The sequence below is a fragment of the Mannheimia pernigra genome (assembly GCF_013377995.1).
Classification (GTDB): domain Bacteria; phylum Pseudomonadota; class Gammaproteobacteria; order Enterobacterales; family Pasteurellaceae; genus Mannheimia; species Mannheimia pernigra.
This window is the reverse complement of record NZ_CP055305.1, coordinates 1,828,570-1,848,145: the sequence shown is the minus strand read 5'-3', so window position 1 is coordinate 1,848,145 and position 19,576 is coordinate 1,828,570. Positions and strand designations below refer to the sequence as shown.

Annotated in this window: 21 protein-coding genes and 1 tRNA gene; 19 read left to right on the top strand and 3 right to left on the bottom strand. The window is 39.3% G+C overall.

Features of this window, described 5'->3' with window-relative positions; translation table 11 throughout:
* Positions 1–4: 4 nt before the first annotated feature.
* The 6 genes from tolB to HV560_RS08825 all read left to right on the top strand — a co-directional run bounded on the left by tolB (position 5) and on the right by HV560_RS08825 (position 5,657).
* Entirely contained in the window at positions 5–1,291 is a 1,287-nt protein-coding gene (gene tolB, locus HV560_RS08850; RefSeq protein WP_176810173.1) for a Tol-Pal system beta propeller repeat protein TolB, read from the top strand.
* Positions 1,292–1,322: 31 nt separating this feature from the next.
* The gene (gene pal / locus HV560_RS08845; RefSeq protein WP_176808720.1) at positions 1,323–1,784 is read left to right on the top strand and encodes a peptidoglycan-associated lipoprotein Pal; all 462 of its coding nucleotides are present in this window, start codon (positions 1,323–1,325) and stop codon (positions 1,782–1,784) included.
* A 302-nt stretch (positions 1,785–2,086) separates the two neighbouring features.
* Positions 2,087–2,959: a co-chaperone DjlA gene (djlA, locus tag HV560_RS08840; protein WP_159630546.1), complete on the top strand. Its 873-nt coding sequence runs from the start codon at positions 2,087–2,089 to the stop codon at positions 2,957–2,959.
* Entirely contained in the window at positions 2,959–3,585 is a 627-nt protein-coding gene (locus HV560_RS08835) for a DUF2238 domain-containing protein (RefSeq protein WP_176812677.1), read from the top strand. The genes djlA and HV560_RS08835 overlap by 1 nt, the downstream gene beginning before the upstream one ends.
* A 76-nt stretch (positions 3,586–3,661) precedes the next feature.
* Positions 3,662–4,621: a tRNA dihydrouridine(16) synthase DusC gene (gene dusC / locus HV560_RS08830; RefSeq protein WP_176812676.1), complete on the top strand. Its 960-nt coding sequence runs from the start codon at positions 3,662–3,664 to the stop codon at positions 4,619–4,621.
* Complete coding sequence (locus tag HV560_RS08825; protein ID WP_176812675.1) at positions 4,614–5,657, top strand: TIGR01620 family protein; 1,044 nt, start codon at positions 4,614–4,616, stop codon at positions 5,655–5,657. The genes dusC and HV560_RS08825 overlap by 8 nt, the downstream gene beginning before the upstream one ends.
* A gap of 32 nt (positions 5,658–5,689) precedes the next feature.
* On the opposite strand, the gene HV560_RS08820 is transcribed toward HV560_RS08825, so the two are convergent.
* Positions 5,690–6,349, bottom strand: coding sequence for a histidine phosphatase family protein (locus HV560_RS08820; protein ID WP_176808715.1), 660 nt, complete (start codon positions 6,347–6,349; stop codon positions 5,690–5,692).
* Positions 6,350–6,396: 47 nt separating this feature from the next.
* On the opposite strand from HV560_RS08820, the gene HV560_RS08815 reads away from it, so the two are divergent.
* Positions 6,397–7,023 (top strand): TIGR01621 family pseudouridine synthase, encoded by a 627-nt coding sequence (locus HV560_RS08815; RefSeq protein ID WP_176812674.1) that lies wholly within the window; start codon positions 6,397–6,399, stop codon positions 7,021–7,023.
* A 27-nt stretch (positions 7,024–7,050) separates the two neighbouring features.
* A complete protein-coding gene (locus HV560_RS08810; protein WP_176812673.1) occupies positions 7,051–7,671 on the top strand; it encodes a glutathione S-transferase in 621 nt (206 codons plus the stop codon).
* 111 nt (positions 7,672–7,782) lie between these two features.
* Here HV560_RS08810 and HV560_RS08805 read toward each other — a convergent pair whose 3' ends face one another.
* On the bottom strand, positions 7,783–9,717 hold the full coding sequence (locus HV560_RS08805; RefSeq protein WP_176812672.1) for an ABC transporter ATP-binding protein: 1,935 nt from the start codon (positions 9,715–9,717) through the stop codon (positions 7,783–7,785).
* A gap of 211 nt (positions 9,718–9,928) precedes the next feature.
* Here HV560_RS08805 and HV560_RS08800 point away from each other — a divergent pair, with 211 nt between their 5' ends.
* The 4 genes from HV560_RS08800 to HV560_RS08785 all read left to right on the top strand — a co-directional run bounded on the left by HV560_RS08800 (position 9,929) and on the right by HV560_RS08785 (position 12,724).
* Positions 9,929–10,546 carry a MarC family protein gene (locus tag HV560_RS08800; RefSeq protein ID WP_159630523.1) on the top strand — a complete coding sequence of 206 codons (618 nt, stop codon included), beginning with the start codon at positions 9,929–9,931 and terminating at the stop codon, positions 10,544–10,546.
* Between the two features lie 27 nt (positions 10,547–10,573).
* Entirely contained in the window at positions 10,574–11,803 is a 1,230-nt protein-coding gene (gene moeA / locus HV560_RS08795; RefSeq protein WP_176812671.1) for a molybdopterin molybdotransferase MoeA, read from the top strand.
* A gap of 12 nt (positions 11,804–11,815) precedes the next feature.
* Positions 11,816–12,562, top strand: coding sequence for a molybdopterin-synthase adenylyltransferase MoeB (moeB, locus tag HV560_RS08790; protein ID WP_176808709.1), 747 nt, complete (start codon positions 11,816–11,818; stop codon positions 12,560–12,562).
* Positions 12,563–12,648: 86 nt separating this feature from the next.
* Positions 12,649–12,724 (top strand) — tRNA-Asn (locus HV560_RS08785).
* Positions 12,725–12,844: 120 nt separating this feature from the next.
* On the opposite strand, the gene yfbV is transcribed toward HV560_RS08785, so the two are convergent.
* Positions 12,845–13,282 carry a terminus macrodomain insulation protein YfbV gene (gene yfbV / locus HV560_RS08780; RefSeq protein WP_176808708.1) on the bottom strand — a complete coding sequence of 146 codons (438 nt, stop codon included), beginning with the start codon at positions 13,280–13,282 and terminating at the stop codon, positions 12,845–12,847.
* Positions 13,283–13,412: 130 nt separating this feature from the next.
* Here yfbV and HV560_RS08775 point away from each other — a divergent pair, with 130 nt between their 5' ends.
* The 7 genes from HV560_RS08775 (at position 13,413) to yihI (ending at position 19,561) form a co-directional block, all read left to right on the top strand.
* On the top strand, positions 13,413–14,075 hold the full coding sequence (locus HV560_RS08775) for an ABC transporter permease (RefSeq protein ID WP_238348718.1): 663 nt from the start codon (positions 13,413–13,415) through the stop codon (positions 14,073–14,075).
* 93 nt (positions 14,076–14,168) lie between these two features.
* Positions 14,169–14,726: a septation protein A gene (locus HV560_RS08770; RefSeq protein WP_176812670.1), complete on the top strand. Its 558-nt coding sequence runs from the start codon at positions 14,169–14,171 to the stop codon at positions 14,724–14,726.
* Positions 14,716–15,171, top strand: a complete 456-nt coding sequence (yciA, locus tag HV560_RS08765) for an acyl-CoA thioester hydrolase YciA (RefSeq protein WP_176808705.1) — start codon at positions 14,716–14,718, stop codon at positions 15,169–15,171. The genes HV560_RS08770 and yciA overlap by 11 nt, the downstream gene beginning before the upstream one ends.
* Positions 15,172–15,181: 10 nt before the next feature.
* Positions 15,182–15,463 (top strand): YciI family protein, encoded by a 282-nt coding sequence (locus tag HV560_RS08760; protein ID WP_176812669.1) that lies wholly within the window; start codon positions 15,182–15,184, stop codon positions 15,461–15,463.
* A gap of 82 nt (positions 15,464–15,545) precedes the next feature.
* Entirely contained in the window at positions 15,546–18,437 is a 2,892-nt protein-coding gene (gene glnE, locus HV560_RS08755; protein ID WP_176812668.1) for a bifunctional [glutamate--ammonia ligase]-adenylyl-L-tyrosine phosphorylase/[glutamate--ammonia-ligase] adenylyltransferase, read from the top strand.
* Between the two features lie 66 nt (positions 18,438–18,503).
* Entirely contained in the window at positions 18,504–18,881 is a 378-nt protein-coding gene (locus HV560_RS08750; protein WP_176808702.1) for a YacL family protein, read from the top strand.
* Between the two features lie 92 nt (positions 18,882–18,973).
* A complete protein-coding gene (gene yihI, locus HV560_RS08745) occupies positions 18,974–19,561 on the top strand; it encodes a Der GTPase-activating protein YihI (RefSeq protein ID WP_176808701.1) in 588 nt (195 codons plus the stop codon).
* Positions 19,562–19,576 lie beyond the last annotated feature (15 nt).

Sequence of the window (19,576 nt, the reverse complement as noted above, 5' to 3'; positions counted from 1 at the left end):
AAAAATGAAATTATTCTCTCGTATATCGAGTGTAATAGCGATAGTTTCTACATTGGTGACAAGCCAAGTTATGGCAGATTCTGATGTTCGGATTTCTATTGATGAAGGTGTGAGTATGGCTCAACCGATAGCTGTTGTTCCATTTAAATCAAATGGTGTGCCAGCTGATGTTGCACAAATAATCTCTGATGATTTGCAAAATAGCGGTAAATTTACACCGCTTGAACGCGCTCGGATGCCTGCTCAACCGAGTTCTGCGGGTGAAGTTATGGCAGAACAATGGAGTGCTATTGGTATTGATAATATTGTAGTCGGGCAAGTGAGTAGTGTGAGCGGTGGTTATAATATAGCCTATCAATTAATTGATACACTTGGTACTTCTGGTGCTGCTGGTAATGTTATTGCTCAAGGTTCATTCATCGTTCCTGAGGCGCATTTTCGTCAAGGTGGACATACAGTTAGCGACCAAGTCTTTGAAAAATTAACTCAAATTCGTGGTGCGTTTAGAACAAAAATTGCTTATGTTGTACAGCGTGGCGTGTCATCTTATGAATTACGTGTGTCTGATTATGATGGTTTTAATGCCTTTACGATTACAACAAGTAAAGAACCGCTAATGTCTCCAGAGTGGTCTCCAGAGGGGAGTAAATTAGCTTATGTAACATTTGAGAACAAAAAAGCACAAATCGTTGTGCACGATATTCGTTCAGGTGCTCGTCGCGTAGTCGCTGCATTACAAGGACATAATGGTGCACCTGCGTTTTCACCCGATGGTTCTCGTATTGCATTTGCCTCTAATCAAGATGGTGAGTTAAATATTTATGTTGTAGGCAGTGGAGGGGGAGAGCCAAGTAAATTAACCTCAAATGCAGGTAATAATACAGAGCCAAGCTGGTCTCCAGATGGAAGTACGATTTACTTTACTTCTGACCGTGCAGGTGCTCCACAAGTTTATAGAATGAATTCATCAGGTGGTGCGGCAAGCCCAATGGGCGGGCGTGGCAGTTATAATGCGAAAGTATCATCTGATGGTAAGAATCTAATCATGATTGCTGGTGATAGAGTGGTGAAACGCGATCTCGCTTCAGGTAGCACGGAAGTATTGAGTTCAACTTTCTTAGACGAAAGTCCAAGTATTTCACCAAATGGGATTATGGTTATTTACAGCTCTACCAAAGGTACGAGCAAAGTGCTACAATTGGTGTCTGCAGATGGGCGTTTCAAAGCTAATTTGCCAGGAGCAGGTGGGCATTATAAATTCCCTGCGTGGTCACCGTACTTAATTAACTAAAATATAATATTTCTCTAATTAGGAGTAAAAAATGAAAAAATTTGCTAAAGTTTTAATGATTGCAGTACCTGCTTTCGCATTAGCAGCATGTAGCAGCTCATCAGATAACAAAGCAACTAATGCATCAGTAAATGCAGTAGGTGAATTCGGTGGTTTAACAGCTGAACAATTAAAAGCACAATACAACACGGTATACTTTGGCTTTGACAGCTATGCAGTTGAAGGTGAGTACCGTCAATTATTAGACGCTCACGCTCAATTATTAGCTCAAACTCAAGGTAAGGTAACTATTGCTGGCCACGCTGATGAACGTGGTACCCCAGAGTACAACATCGCATTAGGTCAACGCCGTGCAGATGCGGTTAAAAGCTACTTATCAGCTAAAGGTGCTAACAACACTTCAACTGTTTCTTACGGTGAAGAAAAACCAGCTGTGTTAGGTCACACTGAATCTGACTACGCGAAAAACCGTCGTGCAGTATTAGAATACTAATTCTTAGTTGATTCTAAAGTGAAGCCCTGAAAAGTCAGGGCTTTATTTTTTTGTTTATTATTGACTTGATATTATTACCTTTTGTCGCCATTGATTATGGTACAACTAACTGCTGTAGAGGTAATTTATTTAGTTCAGTGCAGTTTTAGGATTAATCCAATACACTGACAGGTGAATTTTATACTATTATGTATGAGAGGTTGTTATGTTTGTTTTAACGAAAAAGTAGGCAGAGTGAAATCGTTAATCTTTGTAGCAAATTTTGTTAGAATAGTGCCATTTACTCTATAAAAGGATAAAAAATGCAATTTATTGGAAAAATAATTGGTTTTATTGTGGGCTACCAAATCTTTCACGGGCTCTTTGGTGGTTTATTAGGAGCATTTATCGGGCATTTAGCAGATAAAAAACTCTATGCTTTAGGCTCAGTTCGCTCAAGTATTTTTGGTAAAAATCTCACTCGCCAATCGCTTTTCACTCAAACAACTTTCGCAGTTTTCGGGCATATTGCAAAAGCAAAAGGCCGTGTAACTGAAGCAGATATTGAATTAGCTCGTGCATTAATGGCTCGTTTAAAATTAGACGGAGCAGCTCAGCAGTTAGCTCAAGAGGCTTTCACATTAGGTAAAGAACCTCATTTTCCGTTGCGTCAGGTAATTCAAGAGTTTCGTGAAGCCTGTGGTGCAAGAACGGATCTGTTACGTTTCTTTGTTGAAGTACAAATGCAGGCGGCATTACAAGATGGCGAGTTAGATGCAAATGAGCAACAAATTCTATTTACGATTGCAGAAATAATGGGGATGTCTCGTTTCCAATTTGAGCAAATGATTGCGATGATTATGGCAGCTCAACAATTCCGCTCTGGTGGTTATTACCAACAAGAGGGACGCTATCATCAATCGCAGGGCGGATATAGCCATTCTCAAAGTGGTGGATATGGTTATCAACAGCCCGCAAAACCTAGCATTGAAGCGGCTTATACAGTATTAGGCGTAACGGCACAAGATGATCAAAATACAGTTAAACGTGCTTATCGCAAGCTAATGAACGAGCATCATCCTGACAAATTGGCAGCAAAAGGCTTGCCAGATGAAATGATGGAGCTGGCAAAAGAGAAAGCACAGCAAATTCAATCGGCGTATGATTTAATTTGCAAAGTGAAAGGTTGGAAATAATGGATTCACGTTCGCATATCATTCCACTGTTTTTAGCGATAGTCATTACTGTAATTGCTGTTTGGTCTGGTTTTAATCCAACAGATAGAGCGGTGTGGTATGCGGAAGTTGCCCCCATTTTTGTCGTATTTGGCTTGCTGATTATCACTTACCCAAAATTTCAGTTTAGCAGCTTAGCTTATTTTCTAATGTCGCTTTGGCTGATTATGCACTTAATTGGTGCAAAATATACTTTCGCTAATGTACCTTTTGATTGGGCAAACAAATTTCTTACCCCGTTCTTAGGAGAAGATCGCAACCATTTTGACCGTGTGGCACACTATATTATCGGTTTTTATAGCTACCCAATGGCAGAATGGCTATTGCGTAAACGTAAATGTACCTTTGGCGTTGCTCTCTTTTTCTCACTATTTTTTATTATGTCAGTTGCGGCAGCCTATGAAATTATTGAGTGGCAATATGCGGTGATAGAAGGTGGCAATGCAGGTATTGAGTTTTTAGGCTCGCAAGGCGATATTTGGGATGCACAAAAAGATATGTTAGCCGATACCTTAGGAGCAATTACCGCTTTGATAATTTATGTGATTACTCGCCCTGATTTGCGTATTCACGATAGACATTTTTAACGTTCAAGCGTTTGAATTTACGCATTTTTTGCAAAATTTTTATAAAATTCAACCGCTTGCCATTTTATTTTAACTAATGAACTCAATTCCAAAAGTTATTCTTGCCCCAATGCAAGGGGTGTTAGATCCCTTCGTTCGTAACCTTTTAACCTCTGTGAATGAATACGATCTCTGTATTTCCGAATTTGTGCGGGTAGTGGATCAAAAATTACCGAAAAAAGCCTTTTACCGCTTAGCACCGGAGCTTTATCAAGGCGGATTAACAGATTCTGGCACACCTGTTCGAGTACAAATTTTAGGGCAACATCCGCAGTGGCTTGCTGAGAATGCGGCACTTGCGATTGAGCTGGGTTCGCACGGAGTAGATCTGAACTGTGGTTGCCCCTCTAAAACGGTGAATGGCAGCAATGGTGGTGCATCGCTACTTAAAGATCCGGATTTAATTTACCGAGCCACAAAAGCAATGCGGGAAGCAGTGCCAAATGAACAGATTGTGTCTGTCAAAGTGCGTTTAGGCTGGGATTCTGCCGAACAATGTTTTGAAATTGCCGATGCTGTTCAACAAGGTGGAGCAAATGAAATTACCGTGCACGGGCGAACCAAATCAGACGGTTATCGTGCCGAACGTATTAATTGGCAAGCGATTGGCGAAATTCAAAAGCGTTTAACTATTCCTGTAACTGCCAATGGTGAAATTTGGGATTTTGAATCTGCAAAAAATTGCCAAAAAACGACCGCTTGCCATACGTTGATGATTGGACGAGGGGCATTGAATACGCCAAATTTAAGTAAAGTCGTGAAATATAATGAGCCAAAAATGGCGTGGAGTGGGGTTTTGCAACTATTATTGAGGTATGTGCAGATGGAAAACCAGTACGATACTGGTTTTTATCATATTGCGCGTATTAAGCAATGGTTGCGTTATCTGTATAAAGAATATCCTCAAGCCGTAGAATTATTTGAAATTTTGAAAACCGAACACGGATATGACGGTCTAAAAAGACATATTGAACAAGCGGTGGGCAACAATGAATAAACAGATTTTTAGTGAAGAAGCGGTGGCTGAAACAACCTATCAGCCAAAACAAGAGTTTGATTTGGAAAATGTGATTGTTGAAGAAGAAGCTAAAGCGGTGGAAGCAGAGCTGATTATTGAAGAAAGCCTAAAACCCTCTCGCTTTTGGTTTCGGGTGTTACTTGGCGTGCTTGCGTTGTTTGGTATGGCGGTGATTGCCCAAAGTGTGCAATGGCTTATCGACTCTTTTCAGCAAAAAGAGTGGATTTATTTCGCCTTTTCTATCGTGTTTTTCATCATCAGTTTAACTGGTGTAGGGGCGGTGATTTCCGAATGGCGGAAATTGGTCTATTTACGTAAGCATCAGCAAAATCAGCAGATGAGCAGCCAGCTTTTGTTGGAAAAGTTGCCTTCTCACCAAGGGGAACAAGCGGTCAAATTTTGTGAAGATATTGCAAATAATCTCAACCACTTACCAATGGTTGTACAAGCCGAACAACGCTGGAAGAGCCAACTCAATGAGGCTTATAATGCCAAAGAGGTGCTATATCTCTTTAGCGAAAATGTATTGAAGCCGATTGATAAACAGGTTAAGCAGATGATTTCTCGAAATGCGGCAGAAAATGCAGTTATTGTAGCCCTTAGCCCACTTGCGATAGTGGATGTGCTATTAATGTCTGTTAGAAATATTGCCTTAGTAAATAAAATTACTAAAGCGTATGGTATGGAGCTGGGCTACATCAGCCGCTTAAAACTATTTAAAATGATATTAAAAAATATGATATTTGCTGGGGCAACAGAAATTGCTACTGATGTGGGAATGGATTTTTTCTCACAAAATCTCACAGCAAAAGTTTCACTCCGAGCAGCACAAGGAATTGGCGTGGGCTTACTCACGGCAAGATTAGGCATTAAAGCAATGGAATTTTGCCGCCCGATTGCCTTCCAAGCTAACGAACGCCCGAAAATTTCAGCTATTCGTCAAGAGCTATTAACTTCAGTTAAAAATACCGTATTGGCTAAAACGCAAGTAAAAGAAAACGTGTTTCGTGATTAGCGTGATAGGTTAGTTAGTTTTTTATACTTATGCTAGCCTTTGTATTGATCATTTGGCATATTATCCAAATGGTTAGTATTGTTAAATTCTAGTACGGTAATTCTTCCATTATCCACTTCCACTTTAGTGATAGCGGTATTTATTACAAAGCTATGTTTTTCTTCATTACGGAAATCTTGCCACGCAATGCCTTTCAGCACTGCGGTAAGTAGCGTTAAGGTCATTCCGTGTGAAACAATTAAAACGTTGCCTGCATTTTTATGGAGCTCAGCAATCTGATTGAACACTTGGGTCACACGTTGGTAAAGTTGCTCAAATCGTTCGCCGCCGTTGCTTTTCGCTTCATATTCCGCTGGCGTGCGTTTCATTACCGCATATTCTTCATTCTCTTGTAAATCAAGAGATTTCATACCTTCCCAGCTGCCAAAATCAAATTCATTTAGCCCTTTATGATGGAAATGGGGAATATTATTCAATTCATTTTCTGCTAGGATATAGCTTGCAGTATCTTGAGCCCGTTTTTGCATACTTGAATAAGCTGCGATAAAGGGGACATTTTTTAACGCAATGCCTGTTTTTTTCGCCCCGATAATCCCTTCTTCCACCAAGGCAGAGTCGCCCGAGCCTTGTAATCTGCCTTCAATATTCCAAACGGTTCTGCCGTGTCGAACTAAATAAATAGTAACTGCCATCGTGTTTCCTTGCTAAAATAGTCAAAAATTTGAGAGATTATAGCAAAATGACCTTCACATTGCCTATTTGTTATCAACACCCCGATTTTATTATTATCAATAAGCCCGATGGTTTGAGCGTTCACAAAGATGATGCGAAAATCGGCTTAACTGAAATAATGGCTCGCCAGCTCAATGTTGAGCAAGTTTGGCTGGTACATCGTCTTGATAAAATCACCTCCGGTTTGCTGATTTTAGCCTTAAATAAAGAGACAGCCGCGAAGTTCTATCATCTGTTTAAACAACATAAAATTCAAAAAACTTACTGGGCGTTGAGCGATAGAAAACCGAAGAAAAAGCAGGGGAAAATTGTGGGCGATATGGAAAAAAGCCGTAACGGAGCGTGGAAATTATGTCACAATAAAGAGAACCCAGCGGTAACACAATTTAACGCTAATTTGCTTGAGCCATCACTTCGCCATTTTATTTTGCAGCCGAAAACAGGTAAAACCCACCAACTCAGAGTGGCAATGAAAAGTTTGGGTAGCCCAATTTTAGGCGATAAACTTTATACAGGCTCAGCGGCAGATAGAGTTTATCTACACGCCTACCAACTGGAATTTGAATACGAAAATGAGCAAATCTGCGTGCAAGCGGAGCCTACAAGCGGTCATTTTTGGCAGAAAATTGGCTAATTTATATCACAAAAAATGGAGAACATTATGAAACTTTGGTACTCAACTACAAGCCCTTTTGCTCGGAAAGCGATTGCAGTAATTAAGCATCACCAATTAGATGAAAAAGTTGAAATGCTACGTATTACCGCCGCAATTGATCCGAATTCGCCACATAACCAAGACAATCCATTAGGGCGAATTCCAGCGTTACAACGAAATTGCGGACGCTGGCTGTTCGGCAGTTTACTTATCAGTGAATATCTCGATCAAAAAGGCAGCAACAGCCCACTTTTACCGAAAGAGGGCAAAGCCCGCTGGGCAGTGCTGGCATTGCATAATTTAGTTGATGGCATTATGGAAAATACAATGCCAACTTTGTTACAAGAGCGAATGAATCGTCCTGAAAATGAGTGGTGGAAAAGCCGCCACGAACAATTAATGGAAAGAAATGTCCGCACTTTCCAACAGTTGGAAGAGGCTTTGCAAGAATTTGGCACAGAGCTGAATTTAGGCACATTAACTGCGGTGACATTAATTGATTGGTGGGCATTCCGCCTCCAACATTTAGGCTACGATCTTGCAAAAGATCACCCAAATTTAACCGCTTGGGCAGAAGAAATGAATAATAAATACAGTATTTTGGCTGAAACCAAGCCGAGAGTGTAATAGATTATTGAACTTAATAATCAAAGAACGAAACAGGACGCGAGATTCGCGTCCATTAAAGATTATATTTATGAGGGGTAATGTTAAGCTGACAGCGAGTGACTCTACATTTTAACTCAGTATTCCCTCTAGCTCCTCCTGAGCTTCCAACCACTGCATTTCAATGTCTTCAACGTGTTTTTTTGCCTCGAGCTGTTTAGCGAGGGTTTCTGTGAGCTTGGCTTTATTTTTTGCCTCGTAAATATCGCTTTCGGCAAGCATTGCTTCCAGTTGATTTAGTTTTTCTGTGGCTTTTTCCAATTCTTTTTCCAACTGCGTGATTTTTTTACGCAGTGGAGCTGTTTGTTGGCGGCGTTCGGCTTCTAAACGTTTTTGCTCTTTGCGGTTTGCCGCACTATTTTCATTGGCTGTCGGTTCACAAGCGGTTGCATTTTCCGAATTTTTTGCAAGTACCGATTTCGGCTCATTCGCTAAAGCATTTTGCTCATTCAGCCATTTTTGATAATCATCTAAATCGCCTTTAAACTCTTCCACTTTATAATTATGCACCAAATAAAATTCGTTTACGGTGCTACGGAGCAAATGGCGGTCGTGCGACACCACCACAAGCGAGCCTTCATAATACGTTAACGCATCAACAAGGGCTTGTCGCATATCTAAATCCAAATGGTTGGTCGGTTCGTCTAACAACAGCAAATTCGGGCGTTGCCACACAATTAAGGCAAGCACAAGGCGAGCTTTTTCACCGCCCGAAAAAGAGTGCACTTGTTGTACTACTTTGTCGCCTTTGAAATCAAAACCGCCTAGATAATTACGCAGCTCTTGCTCGGTTTTTTCAGGGGCGATTTTCTGCAAATGCCAGAGTGGGCTTTCATCAAATCGTAAAGTATCTACTTGATGTTGGGCAAAATAGCCAAGCTGTACGCCTTTTGCTAGCTGAATTGAGCCATTTAGTGGCGGAAGTTCGCCTGCTAATAATTTAATTAAAGTAGATTTACCTGCTCCATTTCGCCCAAGCAAGCCAATGCGAGAGCCAGGGACTAAATTGAGCTTCACAGATTCCAAGACGGCTTTGTTTGCATAACCAGCACTCACTTTTTCCATCATCAACAACGGACTCGGTAAGGCAAGCGGTGGACGAAATTCAAATTCAAACGGTGAATCGGCATAGGCAGGGGCGATAAGCTCCATTTTCTCCAACGCTTTAATGCGGCTTTGAGCCTGTTTAGCCTTGGTGGCTTTGGCTTTGAAGCGGTCGATAAAGCTTTGTAAATGGGCAACTTTGCGTTGTTGCTGTTGATACGCAGCATTTTGTTGTGAAATTTTAGTTGCTCGTTGAATTTCAAACGAGGTGTAATTGCCTGTATATTCGTTGAGTTTTTGATGTTCAATATGAATGATATGGTCAATAATTGGATCTAAAAAATCACGGTCGTGAGAAATCAGTAGTAATGTGCCACGATAGTTGGTGAGCCAACGCTCTAGCCAAATCACCGCATCTAAATCTAAGTGGTTGGTTGGTTCGTCAAGTAGTAATAGATCAGAGCGACAAATTAGGGCTTGTGCTAAATTCAGTCGCATACGCCAACCACCCGAAAATGATTTTACTGGCAGTTGGAGTTCTTCGGTGCTAAAACCTAAACCGTTCAGCAAGGTAGAGGCTCGGGCTTGAATTGTCCAAGCATCAATCGTATCTAAATGAGCGTGAATGGTCGCAATGCGATTACCATCATTTTTGGCATTCGCTTCATCAAGCTCTGCCATTAATTTTGTGTATTCTCTATCGCCTTGAATCACGTAATCAAGAGCGGGAATATCCAACGCTGGCGTTTCTTGACTTACCCAAGAAATTGCCCAATTTTTGGGGAGTGAAACATCGCCCCCTTCAGGCTGTAATTCATTTTTAAGCAGAGCAAAAAGCGAAGATTTTCCACAGCCATTTTTGCCTACTAAGCCTACTTTCTGCCCAGTGTGGATAGTCGCAGAGCTGTTATCAATGAGGACAGAATGCCCACGTTTTAAAATTAAGTTTGTAAAAAAGATCATTGCAAGCGGTCTATTTTGTTGAAAATTTTGCGTATTTTAACATAAGGGAAGTATTGTTGATCTATCTAAAATAAGTTTATACTTAATTGTAATTATTGATAGTAAGCTTAGTTAAACAATTCACAGAAATTATGGCAGAAGCGTCCTGCAAGCGGTGAATCTATGCTAAAATTTTGCAATCTAATAAATTTATATAACAGGGAGAGAAAATATGTTTGATTCATTAGCGGTGCAATTTGTGGTTTTGTGGGCAGTGATTGACCCGATTGGTTCTGTTCCTGTTTATTTAGCGAAAACGATTGGTTTGCCGATTGAGGCTCGTCGTAAAATGGCATTAAATGCAGTATTGATTGCAGCAGGAATTCTCATTTTCTTCCTTATCGGTGGACAGGTTCTTTTAGAATCTATGCAAATTCCCTTACCAGCTTTCCAGGCAGCAGGGGGCTTAGTGCTTTTATTATTCGCTCTGACGATGATTTTTGGGGAAAGTAAGCCAGAGCAAGAAATTAGGATTAATAGCAGTTTAAGTGAATTAGCCGTTTATCCATTAGCTGTTCCGTCTATTGCTTCGCCAGGGGCAATGATGGCGATTGTTTTATTAACAGATAATCATCGTTTTAGTATTAGTGACCAATTTATTACAGCTAGCATCATGGCACTTGTTTTAGCAATTACGTATTTATTATTGTTAGCGGCAAATAAAATTCAGCATTTAATTGGTAATGCTGGTGCGGCAATCATTAGCCGTGTAATGGGGTTAATTTTGGCAGCAATTGCGGTAAATAATTTGCTTATTGGTGTACGTGATTTCTTCGTACAAGTGAGTTAATTTTATAATTAAGCGTAGGATAGATTTATGACACTTTTAGCACTTTCTGATGCGTTGGATAATATGTTTTCTCGTTTGCCATCACCAACCGTTATTGAGTATTTACCATTAAATGAGTGTGCAAACCGAGTGTTAGCAGAAGATGTCTTTTCACCAGTTAATGTTCCGAGTTTTCATAATTCAGGAATGGACGGTTATGCGGTGAGAATTGCGGATTTAGAGCAACATTTAACTTTGAAAGTGGCTGGTAAAGCCTTTGCAGGAACGCCATTTAGTGGTGAAGTAAATACAGGCGAATGTATCCGCATTATGACAGGGGCTTTAGTGCCAAACGCTGTGGATGCCGTTGTAATGCAAGAGGAAACAACGTTAAATCCCGATGGTTCTGTTACCTTTCAACATATACCAAAGTTAGGTAGCAATATTCGCCGAATTGGCGAAGATGTCAAGCAAGGTGCATTGGTATTAAAAAAAGGCTCATTGCTCAATGTAGCCAGTTTGCCTTTATTAGCTTCACTTGGTATTGCGTCTGTGCCTGTGTTTGCAAAATTAAAAGTAGCCATTTTGTCTACTGGTGATGAATTAACCTCGGTTGGAGAGCCTTTGAAAGAAGGAAAAATTTACGATACCAACCGTTTTGCTATCCGTTTGATGTTGGAAAAATTAAATTGTGAGATTTTAGATTACGGTATTTTGTCAGATGATCGTGCTTTATTTGAACAAACATTTATTCAAGCTCAGCAGCAAGCTGATATTGTCATCACCAGCGGTGGCGTATCTGTTGGCGAGGCAGATTTTACCAAAGAGGTATTGGAAAAATTAGGCGAAATTGGTTTTTGGAAAATTGCAATGAAACCAGGTAAACCATTTGCATTCGGTAAGTTGGAAAATGCGTGGTTCTTTGGTTTACCAGGTAACCCTGTATCTGCATTGGTCACATTCTATCAATTAGTACAGCCAGCGTTAGCGAAATTATCAGGCTTATCCGCAGACAATATTGCAAAAATTACCCAAAATTTAACCGCTTGTAGTGCTGAGAAATTGAAAAAAGCGGCAGGTCGGCAAGACTTTCAGCGTGGTTATTATTATGCGAATGAAAAAGGTGAGTTAGAAGTTCGACCAATTGGCACACAAGGATCACATATTTTTAGTGCCTTTAATGAAAGTAACTGCTTTATTGTATTGGAAGCTGAGCGTACCGATGTGGAAGCTGGGGAAAGGGTAACAATTCAGCCGTTTAATTCGTTACTCAGTTAGTTGAGAGAAAGTATGGAACTCACGGATCACGAAATTCTTCGTTATAACCGCCAAATTATTCTCAAAAGTGTCGATTTTGATGGGCAGGAGAAATTGAAATCCAGCCACGTGTTGGTTGTGGGATTGGGGGGCTTGGGCTGTGCGGCTGCACAATATCTTGCTTGTGCTGGCGTTGGATGTTTAACCTTGGTCGATTTTGATACGGTTTCGCTTTCTAATCTTCAACGTCAAATTTTGCATTCGGATGAAACCATTGGGCAACCCAAAGTGGAATCGGCTAAAACTCGTTTGCGAGCGATTAATCCGAATATTCAAATTGAAGCAATAAACCAAAAATGCAATGATGAACAGTGGGCTGCGTTAATTGCTAAAGCAGATTTAGTGCTAGATTGCACAGATAATGTGATGGCTCGCAATCAACTTAATTTGCAATGTTTTAAGCAAAAACGACCGCTTGTATCAGGCTCAGCAATCCGTTTCGAAGGGCAAATTAGCGTGTTTAGCTATCAAGAAAACGAACCTTGTTACCAGTGTTTGAGTCGTTTATTTGGTGATGGCACATTAAGCTGCGTAGAGGCTGGTGTGATGGCACCTATTGTAGGCGTAATCGGTAGCCTTCAAGCGTTGGAAGCAATAAAAGTGTTGCTTGGTATTGGCAAAACCTTATCAGGAAAATTACTGATGATTGATGGCTTACATTTTTCAGTACGAGAAATGGCATTACCTAAGCAAAAAAATTGCTCTGTTTGTAATACTTGATGAAGTATTCGTGTGTGAATAATGAACAGAAATTGATTATTTTCTTGAAAGCTAAAACGTTTTAGTTTAATATTTATTTCATAAATTCCTCCTTAGTTCAGTTGGTAGAACGGTGGACTGTTAATCCATATGTCGCAGGTTCGAGTCCCGCAGGAGGAGCCAAGGTTTTTCTTTTGTTCTTGTTTTATTTGTCTCCTTTTATAAAACAGTAATTCAACATTCCAGAATTAGAACAAAAGTTTTGCTCCGCTCACTTATTGAGTGGAGTTTTTTTTAGCGTGATTAAAGTTGATCAAAGTATTCATTTCCCCACGTTTCTTCTGCCAATTTCAGTAAATTTGCAAAATCTTGGAAAGAAGGTACCGCTTGTTTTTCTTCAAGTTTGACTTGAGCGGTAATCAGTTTTTGCCTGATCGATTCATACCATTCTAATAATGATAATGAAAGTGGTGATCTTGCACGTTTACCTAGCCAATAAAGCCCTTGAAAGGGGATAGATATTGCAAAAATTGCGGTAATAACAGAATTTGCTAGCACAGACTGGGTGGGGTCAGTAAAAAAGTATTGCCACACTAAAGCAAAGCACGCAAAAGCGGGCATCACTTTGGATGAAAACTTAACGAGGCGGATAATGTGATAATCAGGCATAAAATTCGCCAGTTTTTTCTGATTAGGTAGGGTGTTTAGATAGCGTTGCCCCGCTTCAAATAGGCTGAACATAGTATTTCTCTTCTCAGTTTTTCTTTTATTTTAGCTAAGTTGCTAAAATCTACAATAGGCTAATGCAGTTTCGGCTAACACTTGCTATACTTTACAACAAAATGTTTACAACGTATTGAAGGATTTTTTTATGCCAATTAAATTTGTAGATTTATTTCAGCAAAGTTGGAATTTTATGCGTAATCAGCAATCTTTTACGCTGTTTGCAATAGTCACTATTGTCGTTGTGCAAATGGCATTTATTTTACTCTTGCCAGCTTCGCCAGAAATCCTAGCGGATACGCAGCCACAACAAATTCAAATTGATAGTGAGAAATTGTTATCTGTGCTAATGCCAACAATTTTATTAGGTGTGGCAAATTTGTTTCTTACGGTATTAATGATTTTAAATATTCAATCTATCAATAATGGCAATTATCAGCACTTTTTTAAAAATGTAGGTAGTGCATTAATGAATTTTTTACCGGTTTTAATTTTGCAATTTATTATGGTACTGCCCCTTTCACTTGGTGCTTCTTTTCTTATGGCATCGCCAGAAAGTGTGATGATTGCGTTGCCTGTGCTTGTTATGGGGCTTTATTTCTGTATTAAATTATCAATTGTTATTTATGCTTATTTACTGGAAAGCCCTCGGAAAACGTTATTAGGAAGTATTAAATTTACCTTTCAATTATCGCGTGGAAAAATTTTTCCCCTTATTTTATTCTGTGTGATTTCTTACTTATTGCCAGGAATGTTGTCTCGTTTACTTGCCGTTTTGGGTAATGATGTGATGGGGCATTCATCACGGTAGTTTGTAGTGCAGTGATCAATGTTTTTATGCTAATTTTCAGCTTCCGCTTTTACCAAGTTTATCGTCAAATGCCTGCAAATTAATGGAGATTAAATGAAACAGTTACTTGAATTTATTCCACTGATTCTGTTTTTTGTCGCTTATAAAATGGGTGGCATTCAAATAGCTTCTATTGTACTTGTGGTTGCTACTGTTGTGCAGATGATTACTTTAAAAGTGCTTTACGGCAAAATTGAAAAACAGCAAGTGATTATGGGCGGATCCGTAATTTTCTTCGGTTTACTGAGTGCTTATTTCAACGAAGTAAAATATCTGCAATGGAAAGTTACCATCGTGTATTCTCTTTTTGCGTTAGTTTTGTTAGTAAGCCAATTTGTGTTTAACGCTCCTCTGATAAAAAAATTATTAGGTAAAGAAATTCATTTGCCTGAGCAAGTTTGGAACAAAATCAACTTAGGCTGGGCAATTTTCTTTATTATTTGTATGTTGCTCAATATTTATATTAGCCAATATTTATCAGAAGATATTTGGGTTGATTTTAAATCCTTTGGTATCATTGGCTTAACTTTAATTGCAATAGTCATCACTGGTTTTGTACTTTACCCTTACCTTAAAAATGCTGAAAATCAGGACAAACAAAATGAAAAATAAACCCTATGAAAAAGCTCCCGAAGGTAAATTGATTTTAAGAACACTCGCAATGCCTTCAGACACCAATGCCAATGGCGATATTTTTGGTGGCTGGATTATGTCGCAAATGGATTTAGGTGGGGCAATTTTAGCGAAAGAATTAGCAAAAGGCAGAGTGGTTACGGTTACGGTTGATAAAATGATCTTCCATAGACCGATTTCTGTTGGTGATGTTGTCTGCTGCTATGGCAAACTTATGCACATAGGGCGTTCTTCTATGCAAGTGAAAGTAGAAGTGTTTATCAAACAAGTTTATGAAGGCACACGTGAACGTTTTCTAGTAACAGAAGCTTTATTTACCTATGTCGCTATTGATAAAGCAGGTAAACCTCGTGTGGTGCCGAGAGAGAATAATCCTGAATTAGACGAAGCTTTATCATTAATTACCTCAACTACAGTTGAGTAAGGAGAATAGTATGTATTATATCATTTTTGCGCAAGATAATCCGAATACGTTGGAAAAACGTTTAGAAGTGCGTCCTGCTCATTTAGCCCGTTTAGAAAAATTACAGGCGGAAGATCGTTTATTAATTGCAGGCCCTAACCCAACGGAAGATGGGGCAGGTGTAACAGGTTCTACGGTAATTGCAGAATTTAATTCGCTTGAAGACGCACAAAAATGGGCGAGCGAAGATCCGTACGTTGATGCGGGAGTTTATGGTGATGTAATTATTAAACCGTTTAAGAGAGTGTTTTAACAAGCGGTCAAATTTTACTTATTTTTTGTAAATTTTGTGGGGAAAGGTGTATGCCTTTCCTCACCCTTAAGAAGCTTATTTTATGCTCACCACGCTACTTTCGCAGTCTCAATTCGATTTACCAGCCGATTGGCAACATTCAGCACAAATTAAACCGCTTGTTGTTGCTATAGCAATGTCTAATCTGTTTAAACAGACCGTACAAACACAACCCAATTTATTGGCACAGTGGATTAATTCGCCTCCAACACCAAATGATTGTAGCAATTATGCTGTTCGTTTAAATGAGCTTTTAGCAAAGGTTGAAGATGAAGAGCAACTTAGTCAAACATTGCGTTTATTTCGTTATTGTGAGTTGGCTCGGATTAGTTTTATTCAATCAAACAAACTTGCAACAGTGGAGTTTGTGTTTCAATGCTTATCTGATTTAGCCGAGAGCTTGATTTTGGCGGCTCGAGATTGGCTATTTGAAAAATGTTGCGCTGAATATGGCACACCAATTAATAGCTTAGGAGAAAAGCAGGAGCTGCTGATTTTAGGAATGGGAAAACTTGGTGGCGGAGAGCTAAATTTTTCTTCTGATATTGATCTCATTTTTACTTACCCCGATGTAGGAGAAACCGTAGGTGGGCGTAAACCGATTGAAAATAGTAAGTTCTTTACCAGACTCGGACAGCGTTTAATTAAAGCTTTAGATGATATTACCGCTGATGGATTAGTGTATCGCACTGATATGCGGCTTCGCCCTTTTGGCGATAATGGTGCGTTAGTGCTCAGTTTTGCGGCAATGGAAGATTATTATCAAGAGCAAGGGCGAGATTGGGAACGCTATGCGATGATAAAAGCGAAAATTTTAGGTGAAGAGAGAGAAAATATTAACCATTGCTACTTAAAGCAGATGCTCAGACCCTTTATTTATCGTCGTTACTTAGATTTTTCAGCAATCCAATCGCTACGTGAAATGAAGCAAAAAATCAGCCGAGAGGTCGTTCGACGTAACTTAACCGATAATATAAAACTTGGTGCAGGCGGAATTCGGGAAGTTGAATTTATTGTGCAAACTTTCCAGATGGTTCGTGGTGGGCGAGATAAAATTTTACAAGAACGTAGTTTGTTAAAAGTACTTCCTCGCTTAAGCGAGCTTAATTTATTAACGCAGGCACAGGTAGAAAAACTGCACAATGCCTATATTTTTTATCGCCAAGTAGAGAATGTGCTACAAGCGATAGATGATAAACAAACGCAAACTTTACCGGTAGATTCTGATGATCAAGCTCGTCTGATCTTTGCTTGCCAAAGCTATTGGCAACAAGCCTTAAAGAGTGAAAATGCTATTTTTATAGAGCATTCTTTTAGTGATTGGGCTGGATTTTTAACCGTTTTAAATGGTTACCAACAAGAAGTTCGCCACATTTTTAATGAGTTGATCGGCGAGGAAGAAAGTGAAGACCAAAGCAGTCCATTAAATGAAAAATTAGCAGAATGGAAAGATATTTTAAATTATAGTATTTCGTATGAAGATTTATCTGCCGTACTCAAAGGCTATCCTCAAGTTGCAGAAAGCGATTATGAGGAGATTTTCCGTTATTTTTATACCACTTTTCAAGAGTGGGTGAAACGTCCAATCGGCTTACGTGGACGAGAAGTGTTACGCAATTTAATGCCGAAAATAGCAGGCAGTCTTTTTGAGCGTGACGATTATTTGTTACTTTTACCTCGTTTGTTGAATATTGTAGATAAAATTACTACACGCACAACTTATCTTGAATTGATGGTAGAAAGGGAGCAGATCTTGCCCCAGCTTTTAACGCTATGCAGTAAATCGGTGATGATTGCGGAACAGATAGCTCGACATCCAATGCTACTTGATGAGCTTATGAGCCATAGAGGCTTAACCGACGTGCTGGCTTTTGAACAATATCAATTTGCCTTGCAGGATTATTTGATTCGCATTCCTGAAGAAGATGAAGAAGCGTTAATTGATGGTTTGCGTCAGTTTAAACAAACACAAATTTTACGAATTGCGGCAGCGGATATTTTAGGTGTATTGCCAGTAATGAAAATTAGCGATCACTTAACTTACCTTGCAGAAGCGATTATCAACTCGGTAGTCAATATAGCTTGGAAGCAAGTCAGCCAACGTTTTGGAAAACCAGAGCATTTAGAAGAGGATGAAAAAGGCTTTGCGGTTATTGGTTATGGCAAATTAGGTGGAATTGAACTCGGTTATAATTCAGATCTGGATCTTGTTTTTTTGCACAATGCCCCTGATGGCGGCCAGACCGTGGGGGGTAAAAAAGAGATTTCAAGTCATCAATTTTACTTAAAGTTAGCACAAAAAATCACTTCTATTTTTAGTCTTAACACCAGTACTGGCGTGCTTTATGACGTAGATATGCGACTTCGCCCTTCGGGTGAAGCAGGACTTTTAGTCAGTACGTTTAAAGCGTATGAACATTATCAAAAAAATGAGGCTTGGACGTGGGAGAGCCAAGCTTTAGTACGAGCAAGATGCGTATTTGGTGCAGCACATTTAAAGCAAGAGTTTGAACGCATTCGCCAAAGCTCCCTTGCATTACCTCGTACAAGCGGTCAATTACGTCAAGAAATTTGCAAAATGCGGGAGAAGATGTATCAGCATCTTAGCTTGCATTCAATCGATAAATTCCATATCAAAACTGATTTAGGCGGCATTACTGATATTGAATTTATCGCTCAATATTTGGTGTTAGCTCACAGTAATGAAAAATCGGATATGGCGGTATGGTCTGATAATGTTCGTATTTTCGACAGTTCGGTTGAATGTGGCATTTTAAGTTTAAAAGAAAGCGAACAGCTCAAACATTGTTATACTTCACTTCGCAATCAAATTCACCATTTAAACTTACTCCGAAAAGACAGCGTGGTAGATACCAATGAATTTGTTGAAGAGAGGGCATTTGTGCGTGGAATGTGGCAAAGATTATTAAACTAAATGGTAAAATTTTTCCAAAAAATAACCGCTTGTTAGGCTATAATAGCGATTAAAAGGAGAATGTGTATGGAATATCAATTTACCCATAGTATTCACGGCGTTGTGGCAAAATGTTCAATGGATCACGAAGCATTTGCCCGCTGGTTGAATACGGAAATTACGGGCAATCCGAAAGAGCTAGAAGCTATTTTTGTTGAAATTGAAAAATGTAGAGCCGCTTTTCCTAATCATTATGAATGTATATTTGAAGGTCGTGAGTACAGCCTCTATTTTGATTATGATGAGGTGATGGCAAAAGCGAATAATTTAGATACCGCTTTTGACGAGAATGAAATGGAAGATGGCTTTCAATTTTATAATGAGGAAAGTATTGCTTTTTGTGGCTTAGATGATTTTGAAAAACTGTTAAAAGCCTACCAGTACTTTGTGCAAACTTATCATTGATGGGAATGCTGAATTAAAACGATACTATTAAGGGAACCTAATTCCCTGTAGAATAGTGATTTATTAAAATTTTATTAATCGATTAAAGAATTATGAGCCGTACTAAAAAAACACGCCGCATTACTGATATTATGCCAGCAAGAAAAGCCGATAAACCAGCGAAGCCAACACCTAAATTAGGTGGCGGCAAAAAATTGAAACTCACTCGTTATGAGTTAGATGTGTTAGCCCGTGAGGAAAAACGTAAACGTAAGCATAAGGGTTTGCCAACAGGTTCTCGTAATGTGGATTCTACAGAGCAGAAAAAAGCGGTAGTGAAAGAGGTAAAAGATCCACGTATTGGTAGTCGTAAAAAAGTCCCACTGATGGTGGAATTTGTAAATCAACCAGAGAAAGGGCGTACTATTAAGCCTGTGCCTGTAGAGGCGGTAAAACCAGTTCTTTCACCAGAGCAAGAGTTGGAGCAATTAGAAAATAACGAGTGTTTAAATCAATTATTAGATGATTTAGAAGCAGGTAAAACGTTATCTTCTGAAGATCAGAAATTTATGAATGAGTGTCTAGATCGTATCGATGAGTTGATGACGGAGCTTGGCATTGAATTTGAAGATGAAGAGAGTGATAACGGTGATGCGTTATTACGCCAATTCGAAACTATGGATATTAATAAATTCCGTTAATGGATAGCCATTATG

Coding starts and splice junctions, on each gene's coding strand:
- tolB (WP_176810173.1), top strand. CDS start 5: ATGAAATTATTCTCTCGTATATCGAGTGTAATAGCGATAGTTTCTACA.
- pal (WP_176808720.1), top strand. CDS start 1,323: ATGAAAAAATTTGCTAAAGTTTTAATGATTGCAGTACCTGCTTTCGCA.
- djlA (WP_159630546.1), top strand. CDS start 2,087: ATGCAATTTATTGGAAAAATAATTGGTTTTATTGTGGGCTACCAAATC.
- HV560_RS08835 (WP_176812677.1), top strand. CDS start 2,959: ATGGATTCACGTTCGCATATCATTCCACTGTTTTTAGCGATAGTCATT.
- dusC (WP_176812676.1), top strand. CDS start 3,662: ATGAACTCAATTCCAAAAGTTATTCTTGCCCCAATGCAAGGGGTGTTA.
- HV560_RS08825 (WP_176812675.1), top strand. CDS start 4,614: ATGAATAAACAGATTTTTAGTGAAGAAGCGGTGGCTGAAACAACCTAT.
- HV560_RS08820 (WP_176808715.1), bottom strand. CDS start 6,349: ATGGCAGTTACTATTTATTTAGTTCGACACGGCAGAACCGTTTGGAAT.
- HV560_RS08815 (WP_176812674.1), top strand. CDS start 6,397: ATGACCTTCACATTGCCTATTTGTTATCAACACCCCGATTTTATTATT.
- HV560_RS08810 (WP_176812673.1), top strand. CDS start 7,051: ATGAAACTTTGGTACTCAACTACAAGCCCTTTTGCTCGGAAAGCGATT.
- HV560_RS08805 (WP_176812672.1), bottom strand. CDS start 9,717: ATGATCTTTTTTACAAACTTAATTTTAAAACGTGGGCATTCTGTCCTC.
- HV560_RS08800 (WP_159630523.1), top strand. CDS start 9,929: ATGTTTGATTCATTAGCGGTGCAATTTGTGGTTTTGTGGGCAGTGATT.
- moeA (WP_176812671.1), top strand. CDS start 10,574: ATGACACTTTTAGCACTTTCTGATGCGTTGGATAATATGTTTTCTCGT.
- moeB (WP_176808709.1), top strand. CDS start 11,816: ATGGAACTCACGGATCACGAAATTCTTCGTTATAACCGCCAAATTATT.
- yfbV (WP_176808708.1), bottom strand. CDS start 13,282: ATGTTCAGCCTATTTGAAGCGGGGCAACGCTATCTAAACACCCTACCT.
- HV560_RS08775 (WP_238348718.1), top strand. CDS start 13,413: ATGCCAATTAAATTTGTAGATTTATTTCAGCAAAGTTGGAATTTTATG.
- HV560_RS08770 (WP_176812670.1), top strand. CDS start 14,169: ATGAAACAGTTACTTGAATTTATTCCACTGATTCTGTTTTTTGTCGCT.
- yciA (WP_176808705.1), top strand. CDS start 14,716: ATGAAAAATAAACCCTATGAAAAAGCTCCCGAAGGTAAATTGATTTTA.
- HV560_RS08760 (WP_176812669.1), top strand. CDS start 15,182: ATGTATTATATCATTTTTGCGCAAGATAATCCGAATACGTTGGAAAAA.
- glnE (WP_176812668.1), top strand. CDS start 15,546: ATGCTCACCACGCTACTTTCGCAGTCTCAATTCGATTTACCAGCCGAT.
- HV560_RS08750 (WP_176808702.1), top strand. CDS start 18,504: ATGGAATATCAATTTACCCATAGTATTCACGGCGTTGTGGCAAAATGT.
- yihI (WP_176808701.1), top strand. CDS start 18,974: ATGAGCCGTACTAAAAAAACACGCCGCATTACTGATATTATGCCAGCA.